Genomic DNA, 18,303 nt, shown 5'->3' on the forward strand with positions numbered 1-18,303 from the left:
CCTTCCGGGACACAGCGTTATGGGGGCGGACGACGGCAACGGGCCACCATCGCCACCAACGGCGTGCGGAAGAAAGGGTATGCGGGGTCGTCAGGCTGGACACCCCTTGACTGTATCGCAGCCGGGGCGGGAGGGGAACCCCGCCAAACTGAACCACGGCACGCCGGGGCAGCCGCAGTGACCGGCGCTACGCCGGGGCGTTCGCAGCGGAGACCCCGCCCAGCAGCGGACAGCTGGCCGGCAGATGCATCCGCACCCTGCCCGGCACGCACGCGATGCGGAACTGGCGGGCCTGAACCGGTTCGCCGTCCAGGTTGAGCGTCAACGGGCGCTCGGATTCCACCTGCAGCCACGGCAGTCGCGCGCGCGTGGCCAGCTGTTCGAGCGCCGCCTGGGTGCCGGACTTCAGCATCTGGCCGAGGGTGGCGGTGACCTCACCTTCCAGCTCCGGGAGCACGGTTACATCCAGCAGCCCATCGTCGATCAGTGCCTGCGGGCACAACTGCTGGCCACCGCCGGCCTGCCGGCCATTGCCGATGCCGAGCGCGATGAAGTCGCCTTCCCACGCGAAATCCGGACCCGACAGGCGTGCATGGATCGGCTCGATCCGCCCCAGCTTGGCGATGCCGGTGATCACATAGGCCAGCCCGCCCAGCATCTTCTTCAGGCCGGCATCGGTCTCCACCGTCACCTGCGTGCCGAAGCCACCGCTTGCGAGATTGGCGCACCACCAGGGCGTGCCATCGGCGTCCACGCGCAGCAGATCGATGGCATGCGGCGTGGACTGTCCGATCAATGCAAAGGCCGCCTTTGGCTCGGTCGGAATACCCGCAGCCGTGGCGAAATCGTTGGCGGTTCCCATCGGGATCAGCGCCAGCGAGGGCAACGCATCCGCCGCTTCCTCACGGTGCGCCAGGGTTTCGGCCACCGCACTGAGCGTGCCGTCGCCACCGGCGGCAACGATCACGTCCACGCCGTGATCGATGGCCTCGGCCACGTAGCGCTCGGCATCACCGTCCTCCCAGGTCACCCGCACGTCCAGCTGCACGCCCTGCCCGCGCCAATGGCCGACAGCCTCGCGCAGTTCCTCGTTGCCTGCGGATTTGCCATTGAGGATCAGGCGCCAGCGCGGTGCGGTCATGCGGAGCTTCCAGGAGGGGGCGGCACAGGCTAGCAATGCGCTGTTTGTCCGCAGTGAATGTCACGCAGGTGTCATTCAGCTGCTGGAGAATGGAAGGCCATAGCAGGGACGACGGATGGAGGCAGGATCAGCCTCCCACGCATGCAGCGAGGCCACGCCAGTGATTGGCGTGGCTTTTTTGGGGTGTGCTGGGAGTGCGCCTCAACCGTTGGCGAAATCGTGCAGCGCCTGGCCCTGCAACCGGTACACGGTCCACTCGTCCTGCGGCGTGGCGCCAGCGGCGGTGTAGAACTCGATGGCCGGGGTATTCCAGTCCAGCACCGACCATTCGAAACGACCGCAGCCTTCGGCCACGGCCTGGCGTGCGATGTACTTCAGCAGCGCCTTGCCGGCGCCCACACCACGCTTTTCCTGGCTGACGTACAGGTCTTCCAGGTAGATTCCCTTGCGGCCCAGCCAGGTCGAGTAGTTGTAGAAATACACCGCGTAGCCGATCGCTTCGCCGTCGACTTCGCAGATCAGCGCGCGCGCCGTGGCATCGGCACCGAACAGGCTTTCGGCGATGCCGATCTCGTCGGTCTGCACCGAATGCTCGGCCTTCTCGTAGATGGCCAGCTCGCGGATGAAATGCAGGATCAGGCCCGCATCGGCGACGGTGGCCGGGCGGATATTCAACAGAGCCATGGGCGAAAAAGCGGACGGAGGGGACCAAGCGAGCTTAATCCCCTCCGCCCCCTTTTTGTCAGCGTGCCGCGGCGACGTTGGCGCGCATCTGCGCGATCACGTCCTGGTAGCTGGTCTTGGCGTTGAAGATGGCCGAACCGGCGACGAAGGTGTCGGCGCCGGCGGCGGCGATCTCGCCGATGTTGTCGGCCTTCACGCCGCCGTCGATCTCCAGGCGGATGTCCTTGCCGCTGGCATCGATCATCTTGCGCACCACGCGCAGCTTGTCCAGCGCCGAGGGAATGAAGGCCTGGCCGCCGAAGCCCGGGTTGACCGACATCAGCAGCACCAGGTCAAGGTCGTCCAGCACCCAGTCGAGGATGTCCACCGGCGTGGCCGGATTGAGCACGATGCCCGGCTTGCAGCCCAGCGAGCGGATCAGCTGGATGGTGCGGTGCACGTGGCGGCTCGCTTCCGGGTGGAAGCTGATGTAGGTGGCACCGGCTTCGGCGAAGTCCGGGATGATGCGGTCCACCGGCTCGACCATCAGGTGCACGTCGATCGGCGCGGTGACGCCGTGCTTGCGCAGCGCCTGGCAGACCATCGGGCCGATGGTCAGGTTCGGCACGTAGTGGTTGTCCATCACGTCGAAGTGGACCCAGTCGGCACCGGCGGCGAGGACGTTGTCGACTTCCTCGCCGAGGCGGGCGAAGTTGGCGGACAGGATGGAGGGGGCGATGAGGCAGTTGGACATGGCCGGGGCCTTCGGAACGGGGAAAAGGTTCTCCCGCCCGCAGGCGGGACTCTGGAATCAGCGCTTGCGCAGGGTCTTGATGCGGTCGTAGGCGGCATTGATCCGCCGCGACTTCTGCTCGGCCTGCTGCTGCAGCTCGGGGGCGGCGCCGCCAAGCTTGTCGGGGTGGTACTGCGAGATCAGCTTGCGGTAGGCGCGCTCGACCTCGGCATCGGTGGCCTCGGAGGTCAGCCCTAGCTCCCGGTACGGGTTCTCCTTGTTCAGGCGGAACCAGTCCGAGTCGAAGGCGTGGCCGATCAACAGGCCGACCACCGCGCCAAACAGCGGATTGGGCCGGAACAGCAGGGCGCCGGCGATGAATCCGAGCAGTTTTCCGTACCAGCGCATGGCGCTCCGGGGTCGACCGACGAAATGGACGCTCATTTTACGTCACAGCGGGCCCGGACCGCTTTACACTAGGCCGCCCGCTGGTCAGCGGGCCCGCCGGGTCCGTTGGGCAGCAGCCGTATCGACAACGCCCCAGGAGTGCCCGTGCCAACCACGCTGTTGCAATCCGATCTCCCCGGCCTGCCCTTGCGCCATCGCGGCAAGGTGCGTGATGTGTTCGATATCCCGCGCGAGCGGCTGCCAGCCGGAACCCCGCCGGGCGAGTACCTGCTGATGGTGGCCACCGATCGCCTGTCGGCGTTCGACGTGGTCCTGCCCGACCCGATTCCGGGCAAGGGCGAGATGCTCTGCCAGGTCTCCAACTTCTGGTTCGCCAAGACCGCGCACCTGATGCCCAACCACCTGACCGGCATCGACGTGGCCAGCGTTCTGCCCGAAGGCGTGGACCCGGCCCTGTACGCCAAGCGCGCGGTGGTCACCCGCAAGCTGAAGCCGGTGCCGGTGGAAGCGATCGCCCGCGGCTACCTGATCGGCAGCGGCTGGAAGGACTACCAGCGCACCGGCAAGGTCAGCGGCATCGACCTGCCCGATGGCCTGCGCCAGGCCGAGCAGCTGCCGGAGCCGATCTTCACCCCCTCGACCAAGGCCGCCGTCGGCGACCATGACGAGAACATCGATTTCGATGCGATGGTGAAGCAGGTCGGTGCGGACCTGGCCGAGCGCGTGCGCGACGCCACCCTGCGCATCTACAAGTTCGCCGCCGATTACGCCCGCGAGCGCGGCATCATCCTGGCCGATACCAAGTTCGAATTCGGTACCGATGCCGATGGCCGCCTGTACATCATGGACGAGATGCTGACGCCGGATTCCTCGCGTTACTGGCCGGCCGACGAGTACGAAGTGGGCACCAGCCCGCCGAGCTACGACAAGCAGTTCGTGCGTGATTACCTGGAGACGCTGGACTGGGGCAAGACCGCCCCGGGCCCGAGCATCCCGGCCGAGATCATCGAGCGCACCCGCGCCAAGTACGCCGAGGCACTGCAGCGCCTGGCCGGGATCAGCGTCGACTGATCCGCCTGCGCCCCCCGACCGGAAAGGCGGGGGGCGTTCTGAATGCGGTAGTGCCGGCCGCTGGCCGGCAACCTCAGCGAACACCTGCAGCCAGGCATGGCCTGGCTCTACTACAGGTTGTCTGGGGGTAGTGCCGGCCGCTGGCCGGCAACCCCGCAAGCCTGCAGCCAGGCATGGCCTGGCTCTACTACAGGTTGCCTGGGGGTAGTGCCGGCCGCTGGCCGGCAACCCCGCAAGCCTGCAGCCAGGCATGGCCTGGCTCTACTACAGGTTGCCTGGGGGTAGTGCCGGCCGCTGGCCGGCGACCCCGCAAGCCTGCAGCCAGGCATGGCCTGGCTCTACTGACGGCTCCGGCGGGAGTATGCTGGCCGCATGCAGACATCCACCGAGCTTGCGCGGCCGATCGACCGCTATTTCGCCAGCTACTCCGACGACCACCGCAATGTGATCAACCAGCGCATCCACGTGGTGGCGGTCCCGGCGATCCTGTGGTCGGTGGTGGCCCTGCTGTGGTGCCTGCCGCCGCTGATCACCTGGTTCCAGTACGGCATCTGGTCGGCGTTCGCGATGTTCAGCGCCTGGTGCTTCTACAACAAGCTGTCGCGCCCGCTGGGCATCGGCATGCTCATCCAGTTCTTCGTGTTCGGCTGCCTGTGCCGGCTGCTGGAGGCCGAGATCGGCCTGCATGCCCTGCGCTGGCTGGCAGTGGGCGTGTTCGTGGTGGCCTGGATCGCGCAGTTCATCGGCCACAAGTTCGAGGGCCGCAAGCCCAGCTTCCTGACCGACCTGACCTATCTGCTGATCGGACCGGCCTGGGTGATGGCCAAGTTCTACCGCAAGCTCGACTGGCGCTACTGACCTGGCGGCGGCCGACAGCGGCCGTCGTTTCCTGAACGGGCAGATTCCGTCACCCGTAGTCCACGGGAGCCCTGCCAGCCTGCGCCGGTGATCCGCTCCCCATCGCCCGCCCGTCGACGGCAGCCCCTGTGCGACAGGGCCTGCGGTCTCCCTGCGTGGGCGTAGGGTGTCCCCCGAGGGCAACCAGGGAAGTGATGCAGGAACGTGATGTTGCGCCGCAGAAAAAATGAATCAGCGAACGTTACATGCAATTGATCGCTGTTCGATGGGTTTCGGCGACATTTCGCAGCCTGTTATCCTCCCTGACCTGCTCGTGAATCATGGATTCCCTGCATGCTCCCCAGCCTGCCCCTGCTGCTGGCCCTGCCGTTCCTGATGGCAGCGGCTGTTGCGGCCTTCCCCCGTAGTTCGCGCTCGACTGCTGCCTGGCTGGCGGCGCTGGCGCCGTTGGGCGGGCTGGCCATCCTCGGCTGGCTGACCCCGTCAGTGCTCGATGGCCAGGTGGTCCGCACCCTGGTGCCCTGGCTGCCGCAGATCGGCCTGGACTTCACCCTGCGCCTGGACGGCCTGGCCTGGATGTTCGCCGGGCTGGTGCTCGGCATCGGCGCGCTGGTGGTGCTGTATGCGCGCTACTACCTGAGCCAGCAGGACAACGCGCACCGCTTCTACTGCTACCTGCTGCTGTTCATGGGCGCCATGCTGGGCATGGTGCTGTCGGGCAACCTGCTGTTGCTGATGATCTTCTGGGAAATGACCAGCATCAGCTCGTTCCTGCTGATCGGCTTCTGGTCGCACCGCCAGGACGCCCGCGAAGGCGCGCGCATGGCGCTGGTGATCACCGGCGGCGGTGGCCTGGCCCTGCTCGGTGGCGTGCTGCTGATCGGCCGCATCGTCGGCAGCTTCGACCTGGACGTGGTGCTGGCCGCCGGCGAGCAGATCCGCGCCAGCGCGCTGTACCCCTACGCCCTGTTCCTGGTGCTGGCCGGCATCTTCACCAAGAGCGCGCAGTTCCCGTTCCACTTCTGGCTGCCGCACGCGATGGCGGCGCCGACCCCGGTCTCGGCCTACCTGCACTCGGCCACCATGGTGAAGGCCGGCGTGTTCCTGCTGGCGCGCCTGCATCCGGCACTGGCCGGCAGCGACCTGTTCTTCTACACGGTCAGCGGCATCGGCGCGCTGACCCTGCTGATCGGTGCCTGGAACGCGATCTTCCAGCACGACCTGAAAGGCCTGCTGGCGTACTCGACCATTTCCCACCTGGGCCTGATCACCCTGCTGTTCGGCCTGTCCACGCCGATGGCAGTCGTGGCCGGCGTGTTCCACATCCTCAACCACGCCACCTTCAAGGCCTCGCTGTTCATGGCCGCCGGCATCATCGACCACGAGACCGGCACCCGTGACATGCGCAAGCTGGGAGGCCTGCGCAGGCTGATGCCGTTCACCAGCGCGCTGGCGATCATCGCCTCGCTGGCGATGGCCGGCATCCCGTTGCTCAACGGTTTCCTGTCCAAGGAAATGCTGTTCGCCGAAGCGCTGACCGCCGGCGGCGGCCCAGGCGCGATGCGCACGGCCGTATCGATCGCGGCGCTGCTGGCCGGTGTGTTCGGCGTGGCCTACAGCCTCCGCTTCGTGCACGACACCTTCTTCGGCCCCGGCCCGCACGACCTCGACCGCGTGCCGCATGAGCCGCCGCGCTGGATGAAGGTGCCGGTGGAACTGCTGGTGGTGATCTGCATTGCGGTGGGCGTGGCCCCGGCGCTGACCGTGGCGCCGGTGCTGCATGCCGCCGCGGCCTCGATCCTCGGCAATGCCATGCCCGAGTACAGCCTGGCGGTATGGCACGGCTTCAACCTGCCGCTGGCGATGAGCGCGATCGGCGTGGTCGGCGGCGTGGCGCTGTACTTCGGCCTGCGCAAGCTGATCAACCTGCACGGCGTGGAAACCCGCACCACCGGCCGCAACGTGTTCCATGCGCAGCTGGATGCGATCTCCGCGCTCGCCATGCGCCTGACCAACGGCATCGCCAATGGCAGCCTGCAGCGCATGCTGCTGGGCCTGGTGCTGGTGGCGATCGTGGTCGCCGCCGCGCCGTTCGTGGCCAACCCGGCCTCGCCGAACTGGACCGCACCGCAGCCGATTCCGCTGCTGGGCTGGGCACTGTGGCTGGTGATGATGGCCTGCGCGGTCGCCACCCTGCGCGTCTACAAGCAGCGCCTGCTGGCGGTGCTGCTGGTCGGCGGCGTCGGCCTGATGGTGGCGCTGACCTTCGTGTTCCTGTCCGCGCCGGACCTGGCCCTGACCCAGCTGCTGGTGGAGATGGTGACCCTGGTGCTGATGCTGCTGGGCATGAACTACCTGCCTGCGCAGTCCGGGCCGGAGCGGCCGCGCTGGCGCAAGCGCCGTGACGCGGTGATCGCGATCATCGCCGGTGCCGGCCTTGGCGCGCTGGCGTACTCCGCGATGACCCTTCCGCCGAACACGATGGCCGGCGAACTGCTGGGCCGGGCGCTGCCCGAGGCCTACGGCCAGAACGTGGTCAACGTGATCCTGGTCGACTTCCGCGGCTTCGATACCTTCGGCGAGATCACCGTGTTCGGCATCGCCGCGCTGGTGGTCCATGCCCTGCTGCGGCGCACGCGGATGGCACCTGAGCAGATCATGCCCGGCCCGCCGATCAAGCTGCCGGTGCCGGCCGACCTGGCGCAGATCATGTTCCCGCTGACCCTGACCGTGTCGATCTTCCTGTTCCTGCGCGGCCACAACGCGCCGGGCGGCGGCTTCATCGCCGGCCTGGTGCTGGCGGTGCCGCTGCTGATCCAGTACGTGATCCAGGGCACCGCATCGGTGGAATCGCGCTTCGGCTTCGACTACATCCGCTGCATCGGCATGGGCCTGCTGATCGCCATCCTCAGCGGCAGCGCGTCGATGCTGTTCGGCGTGCCGTTCCTGACCAGCGGCCACCTCGACCTGCACCTGCCGCTGATCGGCGACGTGCCGCTGGCCAGCGCGATCGGCTTCGATATCGGCGTGTATCTGGTGGTGTTCGGTGGCGCGATGCTGATGCTGTCGATGATGGCCACCGTGAAACCCTCTCGTACCCGCACCGCGCGCAAGGGCGAGATCGACCTGCAACGCCGCTCGGCACGCACCGGGGAGATGCACTGATGGAACTGGCCCTGGCCTCCGCAATCGGCGTGCTGACCGCCATCGGCGTTTACCTGCTGCTGCGTGCGCGCAGCTTCGACGTGATCCTCGGCATGACCTTCCTGTCCTATGCGACCAACCTGCTGATCTTCGCCGGTGGCCGCGTGGTGCTGGGCAAGGCGCCGGTGCTGCAGGAGGGCGTGGACAGCCACCTCGGCAACTACACCGATCCGCTGCCGCAGGCGCTGGTGCTGACCGCGATCGTGATCGCCTTCGCGATGACCGCCGTGAGCATCGTGCTGGCCATGCGCAGCCGCAGCGACAACCACAGCGACCACGTGGACGCCCACGAGCCGGATGACGACCTGCAGGATGAGGGTGTGCCGCCGCGCCAGGGCGAGGACCGCGCATGAACCATCTGGTGATCCTGCCGATCCTGATTCCGCTGCTGGGTGCCGCGCTTTCGCTGTTCGTCGAACACCGCCGCTATGGGCCCAGGGTGCAGCGCGCGGTGGCCTGGACCTCGCTGTCGGCGCTGGCGCTGGCGGTGGGCCTGCTGTTCGCCACCACCGCCAGCGGTGACATCAACGTCTACCTGCTCGGCGACTGGCCGTCGCGGCTGGGCATCGCGCTGGTGGCCGACCGCCTGTCGGCATGGATGCTGCTGACCACCCTGCTGCTGGCCATTCCCTGCCTGCTGCATGCCTGCTCGGGCTGGGACCGGCGCGCACCGCACTTCCATGCCCTGTTCCAGTTCCAGCTGGTCGGCCTCAACGGTGCGTTCCTGACCGGCGACATTTTCAACCTGTTCGTGTTCTTCGAGGTGATGCTGATCGCCTCCTACGGCCTGCTGCTCAGTGGCGGCCGCGGCCTGCGCATGCGCATCGGCCTGCACTACGTGGTGTTCAACGTCACCGCCTCGACGTTGTTTCTGATCGCGCTGGGCCTGCTGTACGCCTCGCTGGGTTCGCTGAACATGGCCGAGCTGTCGCAGCGCATCGCCGAGGTGCCGCCGGCGCAGCTGACCCTGGTGAAGGCGACGATGGGCCTGTTGCTGCTGGTGTTCTGCGCCAAGGCCGCCCTGATGCCGCTGTACCTGTGGCTGCCGGAGGCCTATTCGCGTGCACCGGCGGCCGTGGCCGCGCTGTTCGCGATCATGACCAAGGTCGGCCTGTATTCGGTGCTCCGCATCCAGATGCTGTGGTTCGGCGATGACGCCGGCGCGATGGCCGGCTACGGCCGCGACTGGCTGCTGTGGGCCGGTGTGGCCACGCTGGTGCTGGGTGGCCTCGGCGCCCTGGCCGCGACCCGCCTGCGCGTGCTGATCTCGTACCTGGTGATCGTGTCGGCGGCCACGCTGTTCATCGCCTTCTCGGTGGGCACGCCGCAGGTGCTCTCGGCCGGTCTGTACTACCTGCCGCACAGCAGCTTCGTCGCCGCCGCGCTGTTCCTGGTTGCCGACTTGATCCGTCGCCGCCGCGGTGGCGCCAGCGACCGCAAGGAAGTGGTCGCGCCGATGCCGGGCAAGGAAACGCCGGCGGTGCTGTTCCTGATCGGCGCGGTGTCGGTGGCTGGCCTGCCGCCGCTGTCCGGCTTCCTGGCCAAGGCCGCGCTGCTGGCCGGCATGCCGGCGCAGTACACCGGTCCGGTGTGGACCGCGGTGCTGGTCAGCAGCCTGCTGGTGATCATGGGCCTGACCCGCGGCGGCATCCGCCTGTTCTGGCGCGTGCCGCCGGTCGAGGCCGATGCACCGAAGCCGCGCAAGGCACGCCTGCGAAGGGTCGAGCTGTACGCCGCCTGCATCCTGCTGGCCTACGGCATCGGCATGACCCTGGCCGCCGCGCCGCTGATGCGCTACACCGACGCCACCGCTGCACAGCTGCTGCAACCCAGCGAGTACGTGCAGCAGCTGCGCGCGACCGCACCGGAGATCCGCCAGCCATGACCGCCCAGCGCTCCCTGTTCCGTCGCCTGATTCCCTCGCCGATGCTCAGCATCATGGTGGTGGCGTTCTGGCTGCTGATGTCCGACAGCTTCACCCTCGGCCAGATCGTGCTGGGCCTGCTGCTGGGCGTGGTGGTGCCGCTCTTCGCCGCACGCCTGGACCGCGAGTTCGCCCGCATCGGCACGCTGCGCCCGTTGCCGAAACTGCTGTGCGTGACCCTGTGGGACATCCTGATGTCCAACATCCGCGTGGCGATCCAGGTACTGGGCCCGGAGAAGAACATCCACCCGGGTTTCATCTGGTTGCCGCTGGACATCGCCAACATCCACGGCATCGCCGCGCTGACCAGCATGATCACCCTGACCCCGGGCACGGTCTCGGCCGCGCTCAGCGACGACCGCAAGTTCCTGCTGGTGCACGTGCTGCACCTGGAGGACCCACAGGACCTGATCGATACGATCAAGCGCCGCTACGAGGCGCCGTTGATGGAGATCTTCCCATGACTGGATTCCAGATCATCCAGACCACGCTGGTGGTGTGCATGCACGTGGTCGGCCTGGCCATGCTGCTGGCCACCTGGCGCCTGCTGCGCGGGCCGACCGTGCCCGACCGCATCCTCGCACTGGACACCCTGTCGGTGACCGCCATCGCCGAGCTGATGCTGTTCGGCATGTACCTCAACTCCGCGATCTACTTCGAAGCCGCACTGGTCATCGCCATGCTCGGCTTCGGCAGCACCGTGGTGCTGAGCAAGTTCGTGCTGCGCCGGGATATCGTCGAATGATCACCGCGATCCAGATCGGCCTGTCGATCCTGCTGCTGTTCGGCTGCTTCTTCATCCTGGTCGGCGCACTCGGGCTGGTGAAGCTGTCCACCTTCTTCAAGCGCCTGCATGCACCGACCAAGGCCAGCACGCTGGGCGTGGGCTGCGTGCTGGTGTGTTCGGTGTGCTACCACATCTTCCTCGGCCAGGACCCGCAGCCGCGCGAGCTGCTGATCACCGTGTTCCTGTTCATCACCGCGCCGATCAGCGCCCACATGATGGCCAAGGCCGCGCTGTCACTGCTGATGGAAACCCGCCCCAGCCTGCCGGGCAACGAACCGGCCGCCGAAGAGCAGCTGCCGCCGCCGGAACCGGTGCGGGAAGAAGAGCACGCGCAGAATCGGTAGTGCCGGCCGCTGGCCGGCAGGGTGACACCCGGCGGGTGCCGACCGTTGGTCGGCACGAAATCAACCGCATCCACGCAGAGCGTGGATCTACAACGCCGGTGCGCCCACCAGCAGCAGTTCCAGCACGAACCAGCCGACGAAGGCGACCAGCAGGATTCCGCCTTCTCCTCGGCTTATCTTCAGGTCGCCACGCAGCATCGGGTACAACACCAGCGCGAACGCCAGCAGCGCCGGCAGTTCCAGGCGCACGAACGAGGCCGGCAGCGCCAACGGCTGCAGCATCGCCATCGCACCGATCACCAGCAGCAGGTTGACCACGCTGGAGCCCAGCACGTGGCCCAGCACCATGTCGCCGTGACCGCGACGCGCGGCGGCGATGGCCGTCGCGACCTCGGGCAATGCGGTGCCGATCGCCACCGGCAGCAGGCCGACCAGCAGCGGCGTCCAGCCCAACGCGGCACCGAAGTCCGCTGCCGCACCCACCACCAGGCGCGCGCCCCAGTACAGCGTCAGCGCAGCAATCAGCACCCGCAGCACGTTCAACGGCAGGCTGGTGCGGCTCAGCGCGGATTCGGCGATGGCCGCCTGCACCTCGGCGCTCTCGCTACGGCCACGGCGCAGCAGCAGCACCTGCACGACGATGAAGCCTGCCACCAGCACGCCGCCTTCCCAGCGCGCCAGGCAACCATCCAGCCCGAACAGGATCAGCAGCACGCCAGCCGCCAGCAGCGACCACCACAGCACCGTCTGCAGGCGCGCGCGCAGCAGCAGCGGCGCGGCAATCGCCGCCAGCGCCAGGGTCAAGCCCAGGTTGACGATGCTGCTGCCGACGGCATTGCCCAGCGCCAGCTCGGGTTGGCCCACCGCCAGCGCGCGCGCGTTGACCGCCAGTTCCGGCAACGAGGTGGTCACCCCGAGCAGCAGCAGTCCGGCCGTGAACGGGCTGGCCCCGAAGCGCTGGGCCAGGCCGGACACGGCCTTGACGATGGAGTCCCCGCCCAGCGCCAGCAACAGCAGGCCGAGCAGGAACCAGGCAATGGCAATGGCGATCATCGAGCACTCCCCCAGCGGTCGTGGCGCGATTCTACGCTGGCCCCGCGCGCATGGCTGGGCCGTGGATCAAGGATCAGCCACAGCCTTCCACATAATCGACCTGCGGGGTCTGCCCGACGCGCCAGGCATTGACCCGGCCATCGGCACCGAGCGCGAAGTCGATCACCGCCTTCCCCTCCTGTGCCGGACGCACGCGCAGGTGCTGGGCCTTCTCGTCGTACTTGTCAGGGCCGACGTCACCGCGCTCGGGGTACAGCACCTGCAGCTCGCCCAGGGTCATGCCGACCTTGCCGCCGCCCGGTGCGGCGATGGCGGCGCTGCGCACGTCGTAGCGCACCAGCTTGCGGCCTTCGATCATCAGGCGGGGGTCTTCGGCATCCTGCGGGCGCAGGAAATAACAGCCGTCGTTACCGTCGTCAGCCGGCAACGGCTTGCCACTGGCGTCGGTGCCCAGACCCTGCAGCGGTGTGCCAAAACCACTGCGGACCTCTGCGATGCCAGCGCCCAGCGTTGCGCCAGCGAATCCATCCAGGCGCGCCGGGCCCTGCGCGGCGGCCGGGGCCATCGGTGCAGGCGTGGCTGCGGCGCCCGTACTGGGGCCAGCGATGGTCGGCGACGGGGCCTCGGCACTGCGGTTGCAGGCGGTGAGCGACAGCAGCAAAAGACCGGCAATCGGAAGGTGCTTCATCGGTGCGGTTCCCTGGCACGAAGGTAGCTGCACGCTAGCGCAGCACACGTGCAGATGCTGCATTGTCATCGCGGTTTCATCGCCCTCGTTCAGGCTCGGCGTGCACCGACTTGGCTGTCCCTTCCATGCAACCGCGCAAGACAGATCTCGCCCGAACCGCGCTGCAAGCCCACCGCGCGCCGCTGGACATGCGCCAGCGCCGGTTGCTGATCCTGTGCGACGGCCAGCGCAGCATTGCCGACCTGACCGGCCTGCTCGGCCAGGACGCGCCGGCCATGGTGATCCAGCTGGTGCAGGCCGGCTACCTGAGCACCGGTACCGCCGCCGCGGCCCCACCGCCGTCGCCGGCACCCGCGGCAGCGCCGGTTCCGCCCACACCACCAGCCGCAGCACCTGCGGCAACTCCGGCCACCGCAGTGGAGCGCCGCCGCTCGCTGGTAGCTGCGCGCATCTACGTGCTGGGCATCCTGGAAATGCAGCGCCATCCGCAGGCGGCGGCGCTGTTCCGCGACCTGCAGCAGGCACGCGCCGAAGGTGAAGTACTGCAGGTGCTGCACTCGGCGATGCAGATGCTGCCCGGGCTGACCTCGGAGGGCTATTGCCAGCGCGTGCGCCAACGCCTGCTGGAAGCGCTGCCGCTGGAGCATTGCGGCGCGTTCGCCGAAGCGGCGTAAGCGCAGGTTCCGGCGGTAATCATCCACGCATGGCGTGGATCTACTGCCTCACGACCGCCTTTCGGTAGATCCACGCCATGCGTGGATGCGATCAGGATCCATGCCGACCAAGGTCGGCACCTACCAAGAGCGGCAACCAGGAGATCCACGCCATGCGTGGATACGATCAGGATCCGTGCCGACCAAGGTCGGCACCCACCAAGAGCGGCAAGCGGTAGATCCACGCCATGCGTGGATGCGATCAGGATCCTTGCCGACCAAGGTCGGCACCCACCACGCTAGCGCGACGACCGGAAGTTGTTGCGCAGGCCGTTCCAGCACTGCTGGTAATCGCCCTGGCGATGGCCGGCCGCCAATGCCTGCGCGGTCGGACGGATCACCGCGCGGGTCTCGAACATGAAGGCCATCGTGTCCTTGATCACGTCCGCCTTGGACAGGTCCGCATTGGATGCCTTGTCGAAGGTCGGCGCGTCCGGGCCGTGGCCGCTCATGCAGTTGTGCAGCGACGCGCCGCCCGGCACGAAGCCTTCGGCCTTGGCGTCATACGCACCATGCACCAGGCCCATGAACTCGCTGGCAATGTTGCGGTGGAACCACGGCGGGCGGAACGTGTTCTGCGCCACCAGCCAGCGCGGCGGGAAGATCGCGAAGTCCATGTTGCTGGTGCCGGGCGTGTCGCTGGGCGAATGCAGCACCAGGAAGATCGATGGGTCCGGATGGTCGTAGCTGATCGAACCGATGGTGTTGAAGCGGCGCAGGTCGTAGCGGTACGGCGCGTAATTGCCGTGCCAGGCCACCACGTCCAGCGGTGAATGGTCGATCGGCGCACGCCACAGGCGGCCCTCGAATTTGGCGATCAGTTCGAAATCGCCATCGACATCCTCGAACGCCGCATGCGGGGTCTCGAAGTCGCGCGGGTTGGCCAGGCCGTTGGAGCCGATCGGGCCGAGGTCAGGCAGCTTCAGCAGCGCGCCGTAGTTCTCGCAGATGTAGCCGCGGCTCGGGCCGTCAGGCAGTTCCACCCGGAAGCGCACGCCACGCGGGATCACCGCGATCTGCTGCGGCTCGATCTCGATCACGCCCAGCTCGGTCAGCAGGCGCAGCGCGCCCAGTTGCGGCACGATCAGCAGCTCGCCATCGGCGTTGTAGAAGTAGCGGCCGACCATGTCGCGGTTGGCCGCGTACAGGTGGATGCCCACGCCGGCATGCGCATCGGGCGAGCCGTTGCCACCCATGGTGTACAGGCCTTCGACGAAGTCGGTCGGCAGCTCCGGCAACGGCAGCGGGCTCCAGCGCAGCTGGTTCGGCGAGGCCGGCTGTGCGCCGAAATCACACTGCAGCTGCGACTGCGCGAACGGGGTGAACTCGCCGTGGGTGACCGCCGGGCGGATCCGGTACAACCAACTGCGGCGATTGCTGCCACGCGGCGCGGTGAAGGCGGTGCCGGTCAACTGTTCGGCGTACAGGCCGTGGGCCACCTTCTGCGGCGAGTTCTGCCCGACCGGCAGTGCACCGGCCACGGCCTCGGTGGCGAATTCGTTGCCGAAACCGGACTGGTAGCCGCGGGCGGTGAGGGCGGTGGACATGAGGGCTCCTGGGTACGGCGGGACCGGAACGGAAAGCAGCCGAGCATGGCTCGGCTCTACAGATGAGCAGGCGCCGGGCTTGACCCGGCGCTACCGTTGAACGTTACAGCACGCCGCGGCGGATCTGGTCGCGCTCGATGCTTTCGAACAGCGCGGTGAAGTTGCCTTCGCCGAAGCCTTCGTTGCCCTTGCGCTGGATGATCTCGAAGAAGATCGGGCCGATGCAGTTCTGGGTGAAGATCTGCAGCAGCTTGCGCTGGTGGGTTTCCGGATCGGCATCGATCAGGATCTTGTTCTTCGCCAGGCGCGCCACGTCTTCACCGTGGTTCGGCACGCGCTGGTCGATCACGTCGAAGTAGGTCTCCGGCGTGTCGAGGAAGTCCACGCCCTGCGCGCGCATCGCTTCGACGGTCTCGTAGATGTTCTCGGTGAAGCAGGCGATGTGCTGGATGCCCTCGCCCTTGTACGCGTCCAGGTACTCGTTGATCTGGCTCTTCGGGTCGGACGATTCGTTCAGCGGGATGCGCACGATGCCGTCCGGCGCGGTCATCGCCTTGGACACCAGGCCGGTCTTCAGGCCCTTGATGTCGAAGTAGCGGATCTCGCGGAAGTTGAACAGACGCTCGTAGTAGTCCGACCACTGCTGCATGTTGCCGAAGTACAGGTTGTGGGTCAGGTGGTCGATGAAGGTCAGGCCGAAGCCCACCGGGTGCAGGTCGGCGCCGGCGATCGGCTCGTAGTCGCCGTCGAAGATGCTGCCGGCGCTGCCGTAGCGATCGACCAGGTACAGCATGCAGTCGCCGATGCCCTTGATGACCGGCGCGCTGACCGCCTTGCTGTCCGGCTTGAAGGCGATGGCTTCGGCGCCGTTGCCCAGCGCGGTCTGGTAGACCTCCGCGCCCGGCTTCTTGAAGCGGATGGCGAAGCCGCAGGCGCACGGGCCGTGCTTTTCGGCGAAGTCCGAGGCGAACGAATCCGGGTCTTCATTGACCAGGAAGTTGACGTCGCCCTGGCGATAGACGGTAATCGGACGCTGCTTGTGCTTGAGCACCGCGCTGAAGCCCATCTTCCGGAAGTACTCGTGCAGCTCCTGGCCACGGCCGGCCGGGGCGGCGAATTCGACGAACTCGAAGCCGTCGATGCCCATCGGGTTCTCGAAGGTGGTGACCTGCATGCCGGGGTTGGGATGCGAGGCGGTCGGGACTGCGGTATTCATGGCGTGGCTCCGAATCGGTACCGCATCGGTACAAACCAGGTGCGGGCAGGTAGGGACCCGGCGAGAATGCAGGGTCTGGACCCACCCCTTATAGTTACACTTGAAACCACCAGCAAGGTGCACCGCAACATGAGCCCCGCCGATCCCGTTTCGACCCGCCTGCGTGCCTCGCACGTCCTGCTCGACCTGGAACAGTTCCTGCCGTACCGGCTGAGCGTGCTGTCCAACCGGGTCAGCGGCAACATCGCCAAGCTATACGGCGATCGTTACGGTCTGGCGATCCCCGAGTGGCGGGTGATCACCATCCTGGCGCTGTACCCGGGCTCCTCGGCCAGCGAGGTCTCCGACCGCACGGCGATGGACAAGGTGGCGGTCAGCCGCGCCGTGGCCCGCCTGCTGGAGCGCGGCTTCATCAAGCGCGAGACCCACGGTGACGACCGCCGCCGCTCGGTGCTGGCGCTGTCGGCAGCCGGTTTCGAGGTGTACGAGACCATCGCGCCGATGGTGATCGAGATCACCCGCAAGCTGATGTCGGTACTGAGCGACGAGGAAGAGCAGGTGCTGGAGAAGCTGATCCTGCGCCTGGCCGGCGAAGGCCTGGAGCGGATGGGCGAAGGGGTCTGAAAGAAAAAGGGGACGGAGGGGATTAAGTCGTAATCAGCACATGTGTGCCTGATACGACTTAATCCCCTCCGTCCCCTTTTTTCAGCTCAGGTGCTTGCGCCGTGCATGGATCCACGGCACGGCCAGCGCGGCGATGGCACCGCCGGCGAAGCCGAGCGAGGCCGCGACGGTGGCGGCTTCGACTGCCCCCGGCAGCGCCAGCGCGGCCGCTACGAGCAGCAGCGACGGCAGGCCGACGAAGGTGCCCAGGAAGAAGTGCCAGCGCGGTGACCAGGTGTTGAGCTGCAGCAGGCTGACCGGTTGCCAGGCATCCGACGCGGCATCTTCGGCGATCTTCGCCACGACCTTGCCCAGGTCCACTTCCGGCAGCGCGCGGCCGAGGCGAGCAGTCGCCAGCAGCTCCGCAACCGCCTCCACCGGCGGGAAACTGGACGGCCACGCGACGGGGGCCGGCACGCCATAGGCGGTCAGCAGCGGCACGCTCAGCCATGGCGCCACCAGCGGGCGCATGCGGCGGCGACCGTGCACGCACCAGATCTGCGGCTGGCCGTGCGCAGTGACGCTGTACAGCGCCAGTTCGTTGGCCGGCGGGTAGCCGAGCATGGTAACCCGCGCGGCCAGGCTGTCCTGGCCCATCGCACGCAGGAAGCCCGGGCGGCTGCGCCCTTCCTGCATCCACGCCAGGCCAAGTGCACCCACCAGGTAGGCTTCTGCCACGTCCTTGCTGCCGGCAGTGGCGCGTTCGTCACTGGCCAGATACCACGCGAGTGATTTAGGTTCGGAGACATCCTCCAGGCCCCAGCGGCTGTCGTCACCGAGCACGTGGCGTACCGGCAGCCGCGCCGGTGCGGTCTCACCCCGCTCGCCCGGCTGCAGGAACGGCAGCACGCCCTGGATGAAGGTGGACAGATCGATGGCACGCACGCCGTGGCCCTGCCATTCCGGCGGCAGCAACCCGGCCAGTTGGCCTTCGGCAGCCAATGCATCGAGCCGCGCCTTCTGCTCGACCAGCTTCTGCACCGCGCCCTTCAGCACCACGTTGTCGGGCAGCGCGATCTGCGGCAGCCGGTGGCGCGGCGGTGCCAGTTCAACGGTGTCCTCGCCGGTACCGGCGTCATCCAGCAATGCCTCCTGCGGAGGCAGGGTCACGCCCTCGCCTGCCCCACCCTCGGCCAGGTCGCTGGCAGGTTCGGGCAATCGTTCGGCGTGGTCGCTGTGCATGGGCGTTCCGGTAGGTTGCGTCGACGGGGCGTCGACTGAGGTCCTTGCCGGTAACGGCGAGCGCGGTGCGATATTGAGATGCCGATTCCGGGAATGTGACCGCAACCA

At 67.5% G+C, this 18,303-nt stretch carries 19 protein-coding genes; 10 read left to right on the forward strand and 9 right to left on the reverse strand.

Features of this window, described 5'->3' with window-relative positions; genetic code table 11:
• Window positions 1–187: 187 nt before the first annotated feature.
• The 4 genes from yegS to ACZK1G_RS20460 all read right to left on the reverse strand — a co-directional run bounded on the left by yegS (window position 188) and on the right by ACZK1G_RS20460 (window position 2,945).
• Entirely contained in the window at window positions 188–1,141 is a 954-nt protein-coding gene (gene yegS, locus ACZK1G_RS20445; RefSeq protein WP_049443912.1) for a lipid kinase YegS, read from the reverse strand.
• Window positions 1,142–1,342: 201 nt separating this feature from the next.
• On the reverse strand, window positions 1,343–1,825 hold the full coding sequence (locus ACZK1G_RS20450; RefSeq protein ID WP_197622250.1) for a GNAT family N-acetyltransferase: 483 nt from the start codon (window positions 1,823–1,825) through the stop codon (window positions 1,343–1,345).
• 58 nt (window positions 1,826–1,883) lie between these two features.
• Window positions 1,884–2,558, reverse strand: a complete 675-nt coding sequence (gene rpe / locus ACZK1G_RS20455) for a ribulose-phosphate 3-epimerase (RefSeq protein WP_032127160.1) — start codon at window positions 2,556–2,558, stop codon at window positions 1,884–1,886.
• A gap of 57 nt (window positions 2,559–2,615) precedes the next feature.
• Window positions 2,616–2,945 (reverse strand): J domain-containing protein, encoded by a 330-nt coding sequence (locus ACZK1G_RS20460; RefSeq protein ID WP_005411327.1) that lies wholly within the window; start codon window positions 2,943–2,945, stop codon window positions 2,616–2,618.
• 144 nt (window positions 2,946–3,089) lie between these two features.
• Between ACZK1G_RS20460 and ACZK1G_RS20465 the strand changes: the two genes are divergently transcribed.
• The 8 genes from ACZK1G_RS20465 (at window position 3,090) to ACZK1G_RS20500 (ending at window position 11,133) form a co-directional block, all read left to right on the forward strand.
• On the forward strand, window positions 3,090–4,016 hold the full coding sequence (locus ACZK1G_RS20465) for a phosphoribosylaminoimidazolesuccinocarboxamide synthase (RefSeq protein WP_014038746.1): 927 nt from the start codon (window positions 3,090–3,092) through the stop codon (window positions 4,014–4,016).
• 372 nt (window positions 4,017–4,388) lie between these two features.
• Window positions 4,389–4,874 carry an Mpo1 family 2-hydroxy fatty acid dioxygenase gene (locus ACZK1G_RS20470; RefSeq protein ID WP_101766200.1) on the forward strand — a complete coding sequence of 162 codons (486 nt, stop codon included), beginning with the start codon at window positions 4,389–4,391 and terminating at the stop codon, window positions 4,872–4,874.
• A 333-nt stretch (window positions 4,875–5,207) separates the two neighbouring features.
• Window positions 5,208–8,039 (forward strand): monovalent cation/H+ antiporter subunit A, encoded by a 2,832-nt coding sequence (locus tag ACZK1G_RS20475; protein ID WP_049443920.1) that lies wholly within the window; start codon window positions 5,208–5,210, stop codon window positions 8,037–8,039.
• Window positions 8,039–8,431, forward strand: a complete 393-nt coding sequence (locus ACZK1G_RS20480) for a Na+/H+ antiporter subunit C (RefSeq protein WP_014038749.1) — start codon at window positions 8,039–8,041, stop codon at window positions 8,429–8,431. Before ACZK1G_RS20475 ends, ACZK1G_RS20480 begins: the two co-directional genes overlap by 1 nt.
• On the forward strand, window positions 8,428–9,963 hold the full coding sequence (locus tag ACZK1G_RS20485; RefSeq protein WP_101766201.1) for a monovalent cation/H+ antiporter subunit D: 1,536 nt from the start codon (window positions 8,428–8,430) through the stop codon (window positions 9,961–9,963). Before ACZK1G_RS20480 ends, ACZK1G_RS20485 begins: the two co-directional genes overlap by 4 nt.
• Window positions 9,960–10,466: a Na+/H+ antiporter subunit E gene (locus ACZK1G_RS20490; RefSeq protein ID WP_014038751.1), complete on the forward strand. Its 507-nt coding sequence runs from the start codon at window positions 9,960–9,962 to the stop codon at window positions 10,464–10,466. Before ACZK1G_RS20485 ends, ACZK1G_RS20490 begins: the two co-directional genes overlap by 4 nt.
• Complete coding sequence (locus tag ACZK1G_RS20495; protein WP_006399171.1) at window positions 10,463–10,747, forward strand: K+/H+ antiporter subunit F; 285 nt, start codon at window positions 10,463–10,465, stop codon at window positions 10,745–10,747. Before ACZK1G_RS20490 ends, ACZK1G_RS20495 begins: the two co-directional genes overlap by 4 nt.
• Window positions 10,744–11,133 carry a Na+/H+ antiporter subunit G gene (locus ACZK1G_RS20500; protein WP_049443927.1) on the forward strand — a complete coding sequence of 130 codons (390 nt, stop codon included), beginning with the start codon at window positions 10,744–10,746 and terminating at the stop codon, window positions 11,131–11,133. The genes ACZK1G_RS20495 and ACZK1G_RS20500 overlap by 4 nt, the downstream gene beginning before the upstream one ends.
• 87 nt (window positions 11,134–11,220) lie before the next feature.
• On the opposite strand, the gene ACZK1G_RS20505 is transcribed toward ACZK1G_RS20500, so the two are convergent.
• Window positions 11,221–12,186 (reverse strand): sodium:calcium antiporter, encoded by a 966-nt coding sequence (locus ACZK1G_RS20505; RefSeq protein WP_101766202.1) that lies wholly within the window; start codon window positions 12,184–12,186, stop codon window positions 11,221–11,223.
• Window positions 12,187–12,259: 73 nt separating this feature from the next.
• Complete coding sequence (locus tag ACZK1G_RS20510) at window positions 12,260–12,943, reverse strand: hypothetical protein (RefSeq protein ID WP_424143721.1); 684 nt, start codon at window positions 12,941–12,943, stop codon at window positions 12,260–12,262.
• 56 nt (window positions 12,944–12,999) lie between these two features.
• Here ACZK1G_RS20510 and ACZK1G_RS20515 point away from each other — a divergent pair, with 56 nt between their 5' ends.
• Window positions 13,000–13,548 carry a hypothetical protein gene (locus tag ACZK1G_RS20515; protein WP_101766204.1) on the forward strand — a complete coding sequence of 183 codons (549 nt, stop codon included), beginning with the start codon at window positions 13,000–13,002 and terminating at the stop codon, window positions 13,546–13,548.
• A 278-nt stretch (window positions 13,549–13,826) separates the two neighbouring features.
• Here ACZK1G_RS20515 and hmgA read toward each other — a convergent pair whose 3' ends face one another.
• Window positions 13,827–15,134 (reverse strand): homogentisate 1,2-dioxygenase, encoded by a 1,308-nt coding sequence (gene hmgA, locus ACZK1G_RS20520; protein ID WP_049443937.1) that lies wholly within the window; start codon window positions 15,132–15,134, stop codon window positions 13,827–13,829.
• Between the two features lie 103 nt (window positions 15,135–15,237).
• Window positions 15,238–16,350: a 4-hydroxyphenylpyruvate dioxygenase gene (gene hppD, locus ACZK1G_RS20525; RefSeq protein ID WP_014038757.1), complete on the reverse strand. Its 1,113-nt coding sequence runs from the start codon at window positions 16,348–16,350 to the stop codon at window positions 15,238–15,240.
• A gap of 129 nt (window positions 16,351–16,479) precedes the next feature.
• Between hppD and ACZK1G_RS20530 the strand changes: the two genes are divergently transcribed.
• A complete protein-coding gene (locus tag ACZK1G_RS20530; protein ID WP_042359011.1) occupies window positions 16,480–16,974 on the forward strand; it encodes a MarR family winged helix-turn-helix transcriptional regulator in 495 nt (164 codons plus the stop codon).
• An 81-nt stretch (window positions 16,975–17,055) separates the two neighbouring features.
• On the opposite strand, the gene ACZK1G_RS20535 is transcribed toward ACZK1G_RS20530, so the two are convergent.
• Window positions 17,056–18,195 carry a hypothetical protein gene (locus tag ACZK1G_RS20535; RefSeq protein WP_101766205.1) on the reverse strand — a complete coding sequence of 380 codons (1,140 nt, stop codon included), beginning with the start codon at window positions 18,193–18,195 and terminating at the stop codon, window positions 17,056–17,058.
• Window positions 18,196–18,303 lie beyond the last annotated feature (108 nt).

This window comes from Stenotrophomonas sp. 109824_Sma, from assembly GCF_056480025.1.